The organism is Streptococcus mitis (assembly GCF_946190155.1).
Taxonomy (GTDB): domain Bacteria; phylum Bacillota; class Bacilli; order Lactobacillales; family Streptococcaceae; genus Streptococcus; species Streptococcus mitis_CL.
Genome location: NZ_CAMHZL010000007.1, coordinates 73,684 through 88,869, shown reverse-complemented (window position 1 = coordinate 88,869; position 15,186 = coordinate 73,684). Strand labels below are relative to the sequence as shown.

The following is a 15,186-nucleotide window of genomic DNA, read 5'->3' as shown; positions in this document are numbered from 1 at the left end:
CCAAGCCGACTGGGCTTGGTTTTTCTTATCTATTTTTAGTATCAAGGATAATGGTAACTGGACCGTCATTGACCAGTTCAACCTGCATATCCGCTCCAAAGATGCCTGTCTGAACGGGTACTTCTTGCGCTAATTTTTGATTGAATGCATCATAGAAGTCTGATGCCATATCAGGCTTAGCTGCACCTGTAAAGGCTGGACGATTGCCTTTCTTAGTATCCGCAAAGAGGGTAAACTGAGAAATAGAGAGGATTTCTCCTTCAATATCTTTGACAGACAGGTTCATCTTGCCTTCTGCGTCTGAAAAAATACGCATGTTGACCAGTTTTCTCACAGCATAGTCCAAATCTTCCTCTTGGTCTTCTGGTCCAACACCAACCAGCAATAAGAGCCCCTGATTGATTTTTCCCTGAATCTGACCTTCGATACTAACTTGGGCTTTTGTAACCCGTTGGATAATGATTTTCATAATAGCCTTTCTAGTAAGAGCTCGGGCAATTAGCCGTTGGTCCGTTTGACAGAGTAAACTTCTGGTACACTCTTAATCTTGTCCACGACCGTGGTCAATGTAGAGAGGTTGGCAATGCCGAAAGACACATGGATATTAGCAAACTTCATATCCTTGGTTGGTTGAGCATTGACCGTTGAAATATTCTTGGTTGTGTTTGAAAGAACTTGCAGTACATCATTCAACAGTCCTGTACGGTTGAGACCGTAAATATCGATATGGGCCATATACTCCTTACTTGAGCTAGAGTACTGGTCTTCCCACTCCACATCAAGGAGACGTTGCTCGTAGTTTTCTTGGGCACGCAGGTTCATACAATCCACACGGTGAATAGCTACACCACGACCCTTGGTAATATAACCAACAATATCGTCACCAGGAACAGGATTACAACACTTGGCAATCCGCACTAGGAGACCTGATGCACCTTCAATGACCACACCACCCTCATGCTTTACCTTGAGGGTTTCTTTATTTTCAACCTTGATCTCGCCACCTTTGACAAGTTCTTCTGCTTCAGCCTTGGCCTTGGCACGTTCTTCCTCACGGCGTTCCTTTTCAGTCAGACGGTTAAAGACGGTAATAGCACCGATTTCTCCAAAACCAATGGCCGCAAAAAGGGATTCTTCTGTCTTGTAGCTAGTCTTTTGCAAAACTTGGTCCATGTGACGCTTGTCCATGAATTTATTAGCTACATAGCCGTTTTCTTGGAACTGAGCCATCAGCATTTCACGGCCCTTGTTGACAGATAATTCCTTGTCTTGGTTTTTAAAGAACTGACGAATCTTGTTACGCGCCTTGCTGGTCTTGACCATATTGAGCCAGTCACGGCTTGGCCCAAAGGAGTTAGGATTGGTGACAATTTCAACCTGATCCCCTGTCTTGAGCTTAGTTGTAAGTGGAACCATACGACCGTTGACCTTGGCACCAGTTGCTTTTTCCCCAACTTTTGTATGGATTTCATAGGCAAAGTCAATCGGTCCTGAATCTTTTGGAAGGGAACGGACAGCTCCATCTGGGGTAAAGACGTAAATCTCCTCAGCCAAATAGTTTTCCTTAACAGAATCCACAAATTCCTTAGCATCATCAGCCTGATCTTGGAGCTCCATCATCTCCTTGATCCAGTTCATCCCAATAGCAGATTCCTTGCTGTTAACCTGCCCCTTAATGCCTTTCTTATAAGCCCAGTGAGCCGCAACCCCGTACTCAGCGACCTCGTGCATTTCCTTGGTCCGAATCTGGAATTCAATCGGCCCTTTTGGCCCATAGACAGTCGTATGGATAGACTGATAACCATTGGCCTTGCGGTTAGCGATATAGTCTTTAAAGCGACCAGGCATAGGTTTCCAAAGCTCATGCACGTAACCAAGCATGGCATAAACATCACTTTGGGTATCCAAAATACAACGAATGGCAATCAGGTCATAGATTTCCTCAAAACGTTTTCTCTTATCCTGCATTTTGCGGAAAATCGAGTAAATATGCTTAGGACGACCGTAAATCTTCCCTTTCAAGTGACGATCCGTCGTATATTCCTCTAATTTTGTAACTACCTCATCCACCAAGGCTTCACGCTCTCTGCGTTTTTCCTTCATCATATGGGTAATCTTGTAAAACTCCGTTGGGTTGAGATAACGGAAAGACAGGTCTTCTAATTCCCATTTGACGCTAGAAATCCCCAAACGGTGGGCAAGCGGCGCATAGATTTCCATAGTTTCTTTGGAAATACGCTCCTGCTTGTCTTTTCGAAGATGTTTCAGGGTCCGCATATTGTGTAAGCGGTCAGACAGTTTAACCAAGATAACGCGGATGTCCTCAGACATGGCCATGAGCATCTTGCGATGATTTTCAGCCAACTGCTCCTCGATTGATTTGTACTCGACCTTACCAAGCTTGGTAACCCCATCAACGATTATCCGCACGTCAGGGCCAAACTCTCTTTCCAAATCATCCAGAGTCGCATCTGTATCTTCCACCACGTCATGCAAGAAACCACAAGCTACTGTCACAGCATCCAGCTTGAGCTTAGCTAAAATACCTGCCACTTGGATAGGGTGAAAAATATAAGGCTCACCTGATTTGCGATATTGACCACTATGGCATTCCACCGCGTAGACCAAGGCCTTATGGACAAAATGGACATCCTCTTCCGTTAAATATTCTTTGGTTAAAGCGATAACTTCTTCGCCTGTTAAATTCACTTCTTTCGGCATCTCTACTCTCCAATTCTTCCTACCATTTTATCACTTTTTTAAGAATATGAAAACTAGAAAATTCCCTCTCAATCAATCCACATCTCAAAAACACTGCCAGATTTCTCTAGCAGTGTTTTGAAATTTCATTTGCTTAGTAAACTGTTCTTTCAGTTTCTACATCGAAGAAGTGTGCTTTGTTCAAGTCAAATCCAAGTTCAACTGTTGCACCTGTTTGCAAGTAGTCACGAGCATCAACTTTGGCAACAAATTCATCTTTACCAACTTGGCAGTAAAGGTGAGATTCTGAACCAAGCAATTCTGATACTGAGATAGTAGCTTTGACAACTGATTCTGGGAATGTTTCAAGGAAAGCAGGTTCTGCATTCACGTCTTCTGGACGGATACCGAAGATCAATTCTTTACCTTCGTAGCCTTTTTCACGAAGAACTTTCAATGCGCCTTCTGGAACTTTCAAACGGAAACCGTCAGAAACAATTTCGCTACTAACCAATTTCACATTGATGAAGTTCATAGCTGGGCTTCCGATGAATCCTGCAACGAATTTATTAACTGGGTTTTTGTAAACTTCTTGAGGAGTACCGATTTGTTCAACACGTCCGATAGTACCTGTACCAGCAGGATTCTTAGTTGCTGACATGATAACGATACGGTCTGCAAGTGTCATCGCTTCTGTTTGGTCATGAGTTACGTAGATAGTTGTAGCTCCGATACGACGGTGGATTTTAGCGATTTCAGCACGCATTGATACACGAAGTTTCGCATCCAAGTTTGACAAAGGTTCGTCCATCAAGAACACTTTTGCATCACGGACGATTGCACGACCCATGGCAACACGTTGACGTTGACCACCTGAAAGGTCAGCAGGTTTACGTTCCAAGAATTCTTTCAATCCAAGGATTTCAGCTGCTTCTTGAACACGTTTGTCGATGTCTTCTTTGCTGTATTTACGCAATTTCAAACCGAAAGCCATGTTGTCATAAACAGTCATGTGTGGGTAAAGAGCGTAGTTTTGGAATACCATGGCGATGTCACGGTCTTTTGGAGCGACGTCGTTGACAACCACGCCATCGATAGATGCAGTACCTTCTGTGATGTCTTCAAGACCAGCAATCATACGAAGAGTTGTTGATTTACCACATCCTGAAGGACCTACGAAAACGATAAATTCTTTGTCTTTAATGTCCAAGTTGAAGTCTTCAACTGAGTAGTGTTCGCTATTTGGATATTTTTTGTAAATATTTTTAAGATTCAATTCTACCATGAGGTGAACTCCTTTTGTCTTTTGATAGTTTTATTATAGATGAAAACGCTTTACTTTTCTATGGCAAGGTGACCAAAAAAATAAAAAAGTTCTGTGCAACTTGCACAAAACTTTATAAAATATCTGGTAAAATCAACTGATAACACAAGGTCAGGTCAGTCAATTCCTTCAACTGAAGCCCTGTCAATTCTTCCCATTTATCAATCTTGTATTGAAGAGAATTACGGTGCAGATAGAGTTGCTGGGCTGTTTTAGTGAGGACAGCACTATTTTCCCAAAGAGAGAGAATGATTTCCTGAATCTGATCTTGATCCAAAATAATCTGGTGTAGATATTCCTTGATTGCCTTCAAGTCCACGAGTCTTTCTCCCATACTCCAAAGATAGAGTTGCGAAAAGGTATGAACACCTTGGTGACCCTGACGCCACCAAGTCTTAAATAAATTCCGCTCTGCTTTAATCAAATCGGATAGGGCTTGGTGCACCGTCTGAGACCAAACCTGACCTAACATGATAGAGAGACGCAGTCCAAAGTCATACTCAACCGCTTCAATCGTATCACTTAAAATAGTTCGTACGGAGGTGTATTTATCTTGTTGAAGTACGAAAACATAATCCTGAGCCCCAACCTGAAGCACCGTCTGACAGTTAGGAAAAAGGGTCCTCATCATATCTAGCCAAGAGGATAGATTTTCCTGCTGAAAATAGGAAAGATGGCAATAAACCAGCTGAATCTTTTTAAAAGCTTGCGGTGCCTGCCCCTTCCCCTCAATCAGATAGGGATACCAAGGATTAAGCGAACTAGCTTGCTCCTGCTGGGTCAAAAGGGCAATCAACTGCTTTTCACGCTCACTGAGACCAGCTTCCTCCAGCAAAATCCACTGCTGAGAAACTAAAGGAAGAGTAAGATAGCCCTCTTTCTCAACAGGTTGGTCTAAAATCTGAGCCTCAGGAAACCAGTCTTGTAATTCCTTTGCAATCATATCCTAGCCCTCCACTTTTTGGATGCACCAAGAAATCAAGCTCTCAAGACGTTCCAGATTTTCAGTCATATGGAGATAACCCATGACTGCTTCAAAACCTGTGGACATGCGGTAAGTCACCACATCAGCATTTTTAGCCTTGGTATGGCTATTGGTATTGCGACCACGTTTGTAGATTTCCTCTTCTTTTTCCGTCAGGACTTGCTCCTCCAACATAAGAGAAATCAGGCGAGCCTGAGCCTTAGCTGACACATACTTGGTCGCTTCTTGGTGGAGTTTATTGGGTTTGGTCATACCTTTAAGAATGAGGTGACGACGAATATACATAGAATACACCGCATCTCCTTCAAAGGCTAGCGCAATCCCGTTAATGAGATTGACATCAATCACGTGTCCACCTCACTCCATCTTTGGTGTCAAGGAGCTTAATCCCTTGAGCAGCCAATTGGTCACGGATCTGGTCCGCTGTAGCAAAGTCACGATTGGCACGCGCTTCTTGGCGTTTTTGGATTAAGTCTTCAATCTCTGCATCCAAAACTTCCTCAATAAAGACAATTCCAAAGACCTCTAACATAGCCGCAAGAGCTTCCTTAACACTTGCATCATAGTTTCCAGAATTGATCCACTTGGCCATTTCAAAGACTACTGTGATACCGTTGGCAGCGTTGAAATCCTCATCCATAGCTGCTATAAACTTGTCTTTAAAGGCTTGTAACTCTTGGGCGTCCACATTTCCTGTAAATGGTTGCTCATAAGTGTTCTTCAAATACTTGAGATTGGTCTCAGCGTCTCGCACTGCCTTTTCCGTAAAGTTGATAGGCTTGCGGTAATGCTGAGTCGCAAAGAAGAAACGAAGCACTTGCCCATCAAGAGTTTTAAGGGCATCGTGCACTGTGATAAAGTTACCCAAGGATTTGGACATCTTGACATTATCAATATTGACAAAGCCATTATGCATCCAATAGTTGGCAAAGGTCTTGCCAGTTTTGGCTTCTGACTGGGCAATTTCATTGGTATGATGAGGAAACTCTAGGTCGGCTCCACCACCGTGAATATCAATGGTGTCGCCCAAAATCTCTGTCGACATGACTGAACACTCGATGTGCCAGCCCGGACGACCAGGTCCCCAAGGACTGTCCCAAGAAATCTCGCCTGATTTGGCAGCTTTCCAGAGGGCAAAGTCTACAGGATTTTCCTTACGTGCCGTTTCTTCATCGGTACGACCTGAAGCACCTAGTTCCAAATCTTCCAAGGTTTTATTTGCTAATTTAGCATAGTTGTGGGATTTTTCCACACGGAAGTAAACATCTCCTTGGCTCTCATAGGCAAAACCTTTTTCAATCAAGTCTTCCACAAAACGGATGATGTCAATCATAAACTCCACTACACGCGGATGGCGAGTCGCAGGTTTGACGCCCAAGGCCGTCACATCCTCACGAAAGGCAACGATGTACTTGTCCGCAACCTCCTGTGGCGTAATGCCTTCTTCCTTGGCACGGTTGATAATCTTATCATCCACATCCGTAAAATTGGAAATATAGGCAACCTCATACCCACGGTACTCAAAATATCGACGAATGGTATCAAAAGCTACCGTCGAACGGGCATTCCCCACGTGGATATAGTTATACACGGTTGGCCCACAAACATACATCTTGACTTTGCCGTCCTCAATCGGGACAAACTCTCGCAAATCACGAGACATGGTATCGTAAATTTTAATCATGCGGTCCACTCCCTTCTCTATTTCTGACTTTTTCGGCTGAAAACCAGCTCTGCAAAAGGACCAAATTGTCTGAGGCTATCCAGTTGGTAAAAGCGCTGCCCTTCCTCTTGGGTAAAGAAGGGAACCCCCTTTCCTAGGATAAGGGGCGCTATCTGAACAATGAGGTGGTCGAAAAGATCCGCATCCAAGAGCGGTCCTACTAAGGAATTACCACCAATCACAAAGACATTTTTGCCTTTGTCAATTTGGTGAACAAAGTCCACCACATCCCCAGCTACTGGCTGGTAATTGCTGACAGGCAGGTTTCTATCATGCGTAAAGACATAGTTTTCCGTAGCTTGATAAAAACTTTCTACATCTTGCAAATCTTGGATTTCCTCAAAGGTCCGCTTGCCCATGATGGTGATATCCATTTGCCTGTAAAAGTCATCATAGCCTGTATCCTCTACAGAACCAAGCTGATGCAGCCAGTCTATCCTGTGCTGGCTGTCTGCCAAGTAGCCATCCATGGTGATACAGCCGTAAAAATATACTGCCATTCTTGTAGTTTCCTTTCTAGTTCTACTTCGCCTTCACTTAGCGGGATAGCTCCAGATGATTAGACCTAAGCTAATCAAAGTATTCAGCAAAATCCTTGCTGGACAAGAAAAATAAGCCAGACAACAGCAATTCCAATCTGCAACAGAACGGTTCATTCTTAAACATTCAAGCGCCTCTCCTGTCTACTTACGGCTCAAGGTGTCTTAGATTTTAATCATAAAGTAATAGTCAAGAAAACTAAAATCCGAGAACAGTTAGTTTCATCACTAAGAGTTCAATTGAATTTCAGTCCGAATGTCTCTACACTTCGGAATCCCTTGCTCCTTTCTCATTCAGATAAACCACCTGAGTCTGTTTGACAAAGCCAATTTTTTCATACAAGCGTTTGGCACCTACATTGCTATCTTCCACTGCAATCTGAAATTCCTTATCATTTTGCTCAATTAGTTGGTTGACAAGGGATTTTGCTAAGTAGCTTCCATAGCCTTTTCCACGTTCAGGTTCAGATATTGCTAAACCGTAGAAGTAATTCGTATCGCTCGATAAATCAACCGTGCAAGTTCCAATAACCTGATCGTCTTTTAACAAAATATATAGGCGACTTTCTGGATCTTTCAGAGCTTCAGCGACATATCTATCCACAACTTCTCTAGATTCATGTTCCTCTGAAAATGCCTGAAATTTCAACTGACTAATTTGCTCCTGATACGAACTATCTGCTAACAAAACTTCAAGATTGGAAACAGTTGCTAACGGATAAGGTTTTCTATCCTTACCTAACCAAGTTTCTGTCTCTTCATCCTCGACCAATCCCCAGTTGCTAATAAAATCAGGATGGCGGTCTAGAAAAACACGCTCTGTCTGAAAAGTAACTGAACGAATAGGGAAAGAAGCCGTTTCTTTCTCAAAACTAGCAAACAATGCACGCGCAATCCCCTGACGGCGATGAGCTGGATGAACCAGTATCGTCACTTCCACATCTTGATCATCTGCATAGACAGTTAATAAACCAACAAGTTCGCCTTTTTCATAATAAAGGAAAAAGGCGGGCATGTTTGGGTCAAAATTAAGCATGTTAGAGAGATAGGGATCACGATAGGTACCGTCATAGTTTTGGCAACAGTTAATTAGTTTTTTCGCCTCAGATAGCTCCTCTTGGCTTAACTTGTTTCTTGCTTGAATCATATCGGTATCCTCTACAACCCCGACGATCTGTGACTGGCTTCTTTAGCCTGCTCGAGTTTATTGACGTAGTACTCTCGTTTTTCTTCGACTTCGTGGATCGTCGGTTCATCCTTCTGTCCATGAACTCGGACAATCTTGGCCGGAATACCGACAACCGTCACATCACTAGGTACATCTGCTACGACAACTGCTGCAGCACCGACCTTAGCATTTTCGCCAATTTCCACTGGTCCGATAACTTGGGCATGAGCCGAAATGAGAGCTCCCTTTCGAACGGTCGGATGGCGTTTGCCACAGTCTTTTCCTGTTCCCCCAAGAGTCACTCCGTGATAAAGAAGAACACCTCTTTCAACGATCGCTGTTTCCCCAATCACCAAGCCAGAACCATGGTCGATAAAGACACCTGAATCAATCTGGGCACCTGGATGAATCTCAATCTGAGTCCAAAAGCGCCAAAACTGACTGTGCATACGAGCCAAGAGTTTGAAGCCATGCTTCCAGAGAAAATGCGAAAGACGGTGGGCCGCCAAGGCCTTGACACCTGGATAAGTCAGCAAAACCTCCAAAGTGGTGCGGGCCGCTGGATCATTTTCTTTTACAATATCAATGGTTTCGCGCCACCATCCCATACATTTCTCCTTTTCTTATTCTGAATCTTTTGGTGTTTCTGTAAATTCTTTCTTAGGTTTGTGGTCCTTGTGATGACGTGGGCGGTGAGGTCTCTCAGACTTTTCGCCTTTTTCATCACGTTCAGGTTTTGGAGGACGAGGAAGAAGGGCTTTCATAGAAGCATCCACACGTCCTTTTTCATCAATTTTGATAATCTTAACATCAACTTCATCACCGATTGCTACTAAGTCTTCGACATTATTGGTACGCGTCCAAGCCATCTCCGAGATATGAACAAGGGCATCTGTCTTATCAAAGAGGTTAACAAAGGCACCAAATTTCTCGATACGAACGACTTTAGCACGGTAAACTTCGTCCACTTTGGCTTCACGGACCAAACCAGCAATAATCTCTTTAGCACGATTAATGGCATCTTGATCGCTAGAGTAGATAGACACATTTCCTTCTTCATCAATATCAATCTTAACGCCTGTTTCAGCGATAATCTTGTCGATGGTTTCTCCACCCTTACCGATGACAATCTTAATCTTGTCCACATCAATCTTGATGGTATCAATTTTCGGAGCAGTTGGAGCCAATTCTGGACGAACTTCTGGAATGGTTGCTTCAATCACATCAAGGATTTCAAAACGCGCTTTCTTGGCTTGAGCAAGTGCTTCTGTCAAGATTTCTGCAGTAATCCCTTGAATTTTGATATCCATTTGTAGGGCTGTAATCCCGTCACGAGTTCCTGCAACCTTGAAGTCCATGTCTCCAAAGTGATCTTCCAAACCTTGGATATCTGTCAAGACTGTATAGTTGTTTCCATCCGAGATAAGTCCCATGGCAATACCAGCTACTGGAGCCTTGATTGGCACACCACCAGCCATAAGGGCAAGAGTTCCCGCACAGATAGAAGCCTGAGATGAAGAACCATTTGATTCCAAAACTTCTGCTACCAGACGGATAGCGTATGGGAATTCTTCCAAGCTTGGCAAGACTTGAGCAAGGGCACGCTCACCGAGAGCACCGTGACCAATTTCACGACGACCTGGCGCACCGTAACGACCAGTTTCCCCTACAGAGTATTGTGGGAAGTTATAGTGGTGCATAAAGCGTTTCTTATACTCTGGATCCAAACCATCAATGATTTGAGTTTCACCCATCGGAGCCAAGGTCAAGACTGAAAGAGCCTGAGTTTGTCCACGAGTGAAGAGACCTGAACCGTGCACACGAGGAAGGAAGTCAACAACCGCATCCAAAGGACGGATTTCATCGACCTTACGACCATCAGGACGTACCTTATCTTCTGTGATCAAACGGCGCACTTCAGCATGTTCCATTTGTTCCAAAATTTCAGCCACATCACGCATGATACGGTCAAATTCTTCACGGTCCGCATATTTTTCTTCGTAAACGGCAGTAACTTGGTCCTTAACTGCTTGAGTTGCAGCTTCACGGGCCAATTTTTCTTCTACTTGAACCGCTTTTTGAAGGTCACTGTTGTAAGCTGCGATGATTTCAACTTGCAAGTCAGCGTCCACATGAAGCAATTCCACTTCTGCTTTTTCTTTCCCGACAGCAGCAACGATTTCTTCTTGGAAGGCAATCAATTCTTTGACCGCTTCGTGCCCTTTAAGGAGCGCTTCCAGCATGATTTCTTCTGACAATTCTTTGGCACCAGACTCTACCATGTTGATGGCGTGTTTGGTACCAGCTACTGTCAATTCAAGAAGCGAACGCTCTGCTTGTTCTTGACTTGGGTTGATGATGATTTGGCCATCTACATAGCCCACTTGTACCCCAGCGATTGGTCCGTCAAACGGAATATCTGAAATAGAAAGTGCCAGGGATGAACCAAACATAGCTGCCATTGGAGCAGATGCATTTTCATCGTAAGAAAGGACAGTGTTAATCACTTGCACTTCGTTACGGAAACCTTCCGCAAACATAGGACGGATTGGACGGTCAATCAAACGCGCTGTCAAAGTCGCATCTGTTGAAGGACGTCCTTCACGTTTCATAAAGCCACCAGGAAACTTCCCAGCTGCATACATTTTTTCTTCGTAGTTGACTTGGAGAGGGAAGAAATCCCCAGTTGCCATCTTCTTAGACATCACGGCCGCAGTCAAGACAGTTGACTCACCGTAACGCACGACAACAGAGCCATTTGCTTGCTTAGCAACCTGACCAGTCTCTACAATTAACTCACGACCCGCAAAAGTCGTTTGAAACACTTGTTTTGTCATTTTAATCCCCTTTGGATTGATGAAATTATACGCCTTGCCTACAAAAATCAAGATACTAAGCCGTCAAGCAACTCAAAGGAAAATAGGAAATCGAACGACGGAGCGACTGCTCCTAGGCAGATTTATCTTTTTCCAAAGAGTTGCAGGCGTGTTCAATTCTCAAGATACCAAGGACGTCAAAAGCAAAGTAAAAATAGGAAACTGACGAAGTCTTCGATGAAGACAAGACAGTTTATCTTTTTTACACAGCTTTTCGGCCGGGTTCAATTACTCAAGATACAAATCATTAGAAAGGTTTGATACTAAAGCATCTAAACCTTTCACGCTAATCGCTATCAGGCGATTAGCTAAATGCTTTACTAACTCTCTCGTCAAATAATATCGATTTGACTCGCTCGTGTCGCTCTTTCCTACCGTTAGTTATCAGAAAGATTTGATGCTAAAACATCTAAGACTTTTGGTTTAAATGCATTATTTTTTTAATACCCTCATCTTTGTATCAAGTACGTACAGAGTCTATTTTATCATATTTTTCTTAAAAAGTGCGGTCTTTACCATTAAAAAGGAACCATTCCCCTCAGCTGAGAAGAATGGTTTGCTTTTTATTATCCTAGAGACTGATGATTAAACAAGGCATGAGTTGCTTGGTGAATGTATTTCGCTGTTTCAGCATTGTTCATAGTGTAGAGGTGCACACCGGCAACATCCTGAGTTACCAAGTCCACGATTTGGTCCACTGCATAGGCAAGTCCTGCTGCTCTGAGCGACTCAGGGTCATGCTCATACTTGTCTAAGATGGCTTTAAATTTGCGTGGAAGATGGATATTCTCACAAGTCTTTAAGAGGCGGAGAGCCTGATTTCGATTCAGAATTGGCATAATCCCTGCATGAATGGGAACATCAATCCCAGCCAAGATGCACTTGTCTTGGAAATCGTAGAAGCGCTCATTGTCAAAGAAAAGCTGAGTTACAAGACTCGAACAACCTGCATCCACTTTCTTCTTAAGATTTTGAATATCTGAAATCTGATTTGGTGAATCTGGATGACCTTCTGGATAACAAGCACCAACAATATCAAAGTGGGGAGCTTGCTCCTTGATGAACTCAATCAAGTCAGTTGCGTAGCGGAAATCCTTTTGTGGTTCCACATCTGGAATAATATCCCCACGAAGAGCCAAGATTTTCTGCACCCCAACCTTGTCCAAGTCAGCAATGGTTTCAGCAACCTTGTCCTTAGTCAAATAGATGGCTGGCAAGTGAGCAATAGTCGGAATCGCCAAATCATTTTGGATAAAGTCAGCCAAACGGACCGTCGTTTCCTTGATATTAAATTTATTATTGCTGGCAGTTACACTGATAAAGTGGGGAGCCAACTCCTGCATATCTTGAAGAGCAGAAATAATGTTATCATTACCCACGGCTGGGTTGGGAGGGAACACTTCAAATGAGAGTGACGGTGTTTGGCGTGACATAGTCCTTATCCTTTTCTAGTTGATTTTTTCGTTAGCTGGATTCCTAGAATCCAAGTGAAACAGGCAGATTGACCAAACAGCGCTTCTTGAGAAATCTTTATCTTACAATTTCTCACGCGCAGCTTTAGCTGCTTCAACAAGGCGGATCAAGCTTTCTTTTGTTTCTGGAATACCACGTGTTTTCAAACCACAGTCAGGGTTGATCCAAACTTTCTTGCTTGGCACTTTAGCAAGGATGGCTTCGATTGTATTGTCGATTTCGCCTTCATTTGGCACACGAGGTGAGTGGATATCGTAAACCCCAGGTCCCACTTCTGTTTGGAAGTTTTTCGCTTTGAGTTCGTCCAAGATTTCAAGGTTTGAACGGCTTGCTTCAAAGGAAATAACGTCTGCATCCATGTTGTCGATAGCTGGGATGATATCTGTAAATTCTGAATAACACATGTGAGTGTGGATTTGTGTGTCTGGCGCTACTGTTGAGTGTACCAAACGGAAGGCAGGAATAGCCCAGTCAAGGTAGTCTTCGTACCAGTCGCTACGACGGAGTGGTAATTTTTCACGAAGAGCAGCCTCATCGATTTGGATAATTTTCACACCAGCAGCTTCAAGGTCAAGCACTTCATCCTTGATAGCAAGGGCGATTTGAAGAGTTGAATCCTTGATAGAGATGTCTTCACGTGGGAATGACCAGTTGAGGATGGTAACAGGTCCAGTCAACATACCTTTAACAGGTTTGTTTGTACGGCTTTGTGCATAGCTAGACCATTTAACAGTGATAGGGTTAAGACGAGTTACATCACCCCAGATGATTGGTGGTTTCACCCCACGCATACCGTATGATTGTACCCAACCATTTTTAGAGAAGAGGTAACCTGACAAGTTTTGACCGAAGTACTCAACCATGTCGTTACGCTCAAATTCACCGTGAACAAGGACATCAAAGTCGATATCTTCTTGCCATTTGATCCATTCATCGATCGTTTCAGCAAGGAAAGCATCGTACTCTTCTTGAGACAATTCACCTTTACGGTAAGCCAAACGTTTCGCACGAACTTCTTTTGTTTGAGGGAATGAACCGATAGTTGTTGTTGGAAGAGCTGGAAGTTTGAAAGCTTCTTCTTGGATAGCTTCACGTTCTGCAAAGGCTGGCAAACGAGTGTAGTCTGCGTCTGTCAAGCCAGCGATACGCGCACGAAGTTCAGCATTTTCACCCACACGTTCAGTCGCAAAGAGTTCTTTGTTAGCTGCAAGAGCTGCTTCATCTTGGCCATTGCGGATAGCATCCAAATCACGAATCTCATCCAATTTTTCAACTGCAAAGGCAAAGTGGTTCAAGATTGCTGGTTCAAATTCTTCATTAGCAGTTGTAAATGGCACATGAAGAAGTGAGCATGAGCTTGTCAAGACAATGTTTTCAGCTGGAATTTGCTCAAGAATAGCCAAGCTCTTTTCGTAGTTGTTACGCCAGATATTTTTACCATTGACAATACCTGCATAAAGAGTCTTGTCAGCTGGGAAGCCACCTTTAACCAATTCAAGAGTTTTCTTACCTTCAACGAAGTCAAGACCGATAGCATCTACTGGCAAGTTCACAAGGTCAGCGTAAACGTCACGAACGTCTCCGAAGTAAGTTTGAAGCAATACTTCAAGACCTTTTTTATCAGCCAAAAGTTTGTTGTAAAGGTTCAAGAAAAGAGCTTTTTCTTCAGCTGTCAAGTCTTTAACAAGAGCAGCTTCGTCTAGTTGAATGCGAGTCGCACCAAGTTCTGCCAATTTAGCAAAAACTTCTTGGTAAGCAGCTGCTAAGCTGTCTACGAAGTCTTCTGCTTTCACGCCTTCTTCAAAGTCTGACAATTGAAGGAAAGTGAATGGACCTACAAGAACAGGACGAGTGTTCAATCCAAGTTCTTTTGCTTCTTGGAACTCATCAAAAATCTTGTGACCTGCAAGTTTAACTTGAGTGTCTTTTTCAAACTTAGGAACGATGTAGTGGTAGTTGGTGTTAAACCATTTCTTCATTGGAAGGGCGCGAACATCCCCTTTTTCTCCTTGGTAACCACGACCCAAAGCGAAGTAGCGCTCAAGGTCAGACAAGTCCAAGTTTTGAACTGAAGCAGGTACCACGTTGAAAAGGAAAGCTGCGTCTAGGAAGTTGTCATAGTGAGAAAAGTCATTTGATGGAATTTCAGTGATGCCTTTTTCTTTGACAATGTTCCAGTGTTTAGCACGCAAGTCTTTTGCTGCTGCCAAGAGTTCTTCTTCTGAGATTTCTTTTCTAAAGTATTTTTCAGTTGTAAATTTTAATTCGCGGAATTCGCCCAAACGAGGGAAACCGATGATTGTAGTTGACATGATGTGTCCTCCAAAATTTGTTGTTGAAACTATCTTAACAGAAAAGAAATCATCTGTATAATTGTAAAAAATTAGGCTTTGATATA

Annotated in this window: 12 protein-coding genes; all 12 read right to left on the bottom strand. The window is 43.3% G+C overall.

The genetic code is table 11. The features are described 5' to 3' along the window. Positions 1–25: 25 nt before the first annotated feature. Positions 26–469, bottom strand: coding sequence for a D-aminoacyl-tRNA deacylase (gene dtd / locus N8O80_RS07170; RefSeq protein ID WP_070479776.1), 444 nt, complete (start codon positions 467–469; stop codon positions 26–28). A gap of 29 nt (positions 470–498) precedes the next feature. Then, a complete protein-coding gene (locus N8O80_RS07165; RefSeq protein WP_261027488.1) occupies positions 499–2,721 on the bottom strand; it encodes a RelA/SpoT family protein in 2,223 nt (740 codons plus the stop codon). 133 nt (positions 2,722–2,854) lie between these two features. Beyond that, positions 2,855–3,985, bottom strand: a complete 1,131-nt coding sequence (locus tag N8O80_RS07160) for an ABC transporter ATP-binding protein (RefSeq protein WP_261027487.1) — start codon at positions 3,983–3,985, stop codon at positions 2,855–2,857. Between the two features lie 112 nt (positions 3,986–4,097). Then, entirely contained in the window at positions 4,098–4,967 is an 870-nt protein-coding gene (locus N8O80_RS07155; protein WP_261027486.1) for a PucR family transcriptional regulator, read from the bottom strand. 3 nt (positions 4,968–4,970) lie between these two features. Beyond that, the gene (locus N8O80_RS07150) at positions 4,971–5,357 is read right to left on the bottom strand and encodes a Mini-ribonuclease 3 (RefSeq protein WP_000567927.1); all 387 of its coding nucleotides are present in this window, start codon (positions 5,355–5,357) and stop codon (positions 4,971–4,973) included. Beyond that, the gene (cysS, locus tag N8O80_RS07145) at positions 5,350–6,693 is read right to left on the bottom strand and encodes a cysteine--tRNA ligase (RefSeq protein ID WP_261027485.1); all 1,344 of its coding nucleotides are present in this window, start codon (positions 6,691–6,693) and stop codon (positions 5,350–5,352) included. The genes N8O80_RS07150 and cysS overlap by 8 nt, the downstream gene beginning before the upstream one ends. 17 nt (positions 6,694–6,710) lie before the next feature. After that, positions 6,711–7,232, bottom strand: coding sequence for a dihydrofolate reductase family protein (locus tag N8O80_RS07140; RefSeq protein ID WP_120769870.1), 522 nt, complete (start codon positions 7,230–7,232; stop codon positions 6,711–6,713). A gap of 301 nt (positions 7,233–7,533) precedes the next feature. Further along, the gene (locus N8O80_RS07135; RefSeq protein WP_004263405.1) at positions 7,534–8,418 is read right to left on the bottom strand and encodes a GNAT family N-acetyltransferase; all 885 of its coding nucleotides are present in this window, start codon (positions 8,416–8,418) and stop codon (positions 7,534–7,536) included. Between the two features lie 11 nt (positions 8,419–8,429). Next, on the bottom strand, positions 8,430–9,047 hold the full coding sequence (gene cysE / locus N8O80_RS07130) for a serine O-acetyltransferase (protein ID WP_004263392.1): 618 nt from the start codon (positions 9,045–9,047) through the stop codon (positions 8,430–8,432). 15 nt (positions 9,048–9,062) lie between these two features. Then, positions 9,063–11,276, bottom strand: coding sequence for a polyribonucleotide nucleotidyltransferase (gene pnp, locus N8O80_RS07125; protein WP_261027480.1), 2,214 nt, complete (start codon positions 11,274–11,276; stop codon positions 9,063–9,065). Positions 11,277–11,881: 605 nt separating this feature from the next. Continuing rightward, positions 11,882–12,748, bottom strand: a complete 867-nt coding sequence (gene metF, locus N8O80_RS07120) for a methylenetetrahydrofolate reductase [NAD(P)H] (protein ID WP_000089967.1) — start codon at positions 12,746–12,748, stop codon at positions 11,882–11,884. A 102-nt stretch (positions 12,749–12,850) separates the two neighbouring features. Continuing rightward, positions 12,851–15,100 carry a 5-methyltetrahydropteroyltriglutamate--homocysteine S-methyltransferase gene (metE, locus tag N8O80_RS07115; RefSeq protein ID WP_261027479.1) on the bottom strand — a complete coding sequence of 750 codons (2,250 nt, stop codon included), beginning with the start codon at positions 15,098–15,100 and terminating at the stop codon, positions 12,851–12,853. Positions 15,101–15,186 lie beyond the last annotated feature (86 nt).

Coding starts and splice junctions, on each gene's coding strand:
- cysE (WP_004263392.1), bottom strand. CDS start 9,047: ATGGGATGGTGGCGCGAAACCATTGATATTGTAAAAGAAAATGATCCA.
- N8O80_RS07140 (WP_120769870.1), bottom strand. CDS start 7,232: ATGGCAGTATATTTTTACGGCTGTATCACCATGGATGGCTACTTGGCA.
- cysS (WP_261027485.1), bottom strand. CDS start 6,693: ATGATTAAAATTTACGATACCATGTCTCGTGATTTGCGAGAGTTTGTC.
- dtd (WP_070479776.1), bottom strand. CDS start 469: ATGAAAATCATTATCCAACGGGTTACAAAAGCCCAAGTTAGTATCGAA.
- N8O80_RS07165 (WP_261027488.1), bottom strand. CDS start 2,721: ATGCCGAAAGAAGTGAATTTAACAGGCGAAGAAGTTATCGCTTTAACC.
- metE (WP_261027479.1), bottom strand. CDS start 15,100: ATGTCAACTACAATCATCGGTTTCCCTCGTTTGGGCGAATTCCGCGAA.
- N8O80_RS07160 (WP_261027487.1), bottom strand. CDS start 3,985: ATGGTAGAATTGAATCTTAAAAATATTTACAAAAAATATCCAAATAGC.
- metF (WP_000089967.1), bottom strand. CDS start 12,748: ATGTCACGCCAAACACCGTCACTCTCATTTGAAGTGTTCCCTCCCAAC.
- N8O80_RS07155 (WP_261027486.1), bottom strand. CDS start 4,967: ATGATTGCAAAGGAATTACAAGACTGGTTTCCTGAGGCTCAGATTTTA.
- N8O80_RS07135 (WP_004263405.1), bottom strand. CDS start 8,418: ATGATTCAAGCAAGAAACAAGTTAAGCCAAGAGGAGCTATCTGAGGCG.
- pnp (WP_261027480.1), bottom strand. CDS start 11,276: ATGACAAAACAAGTGTTTCAAACGACTTTTGCGGGTCGTGAGTTAATT.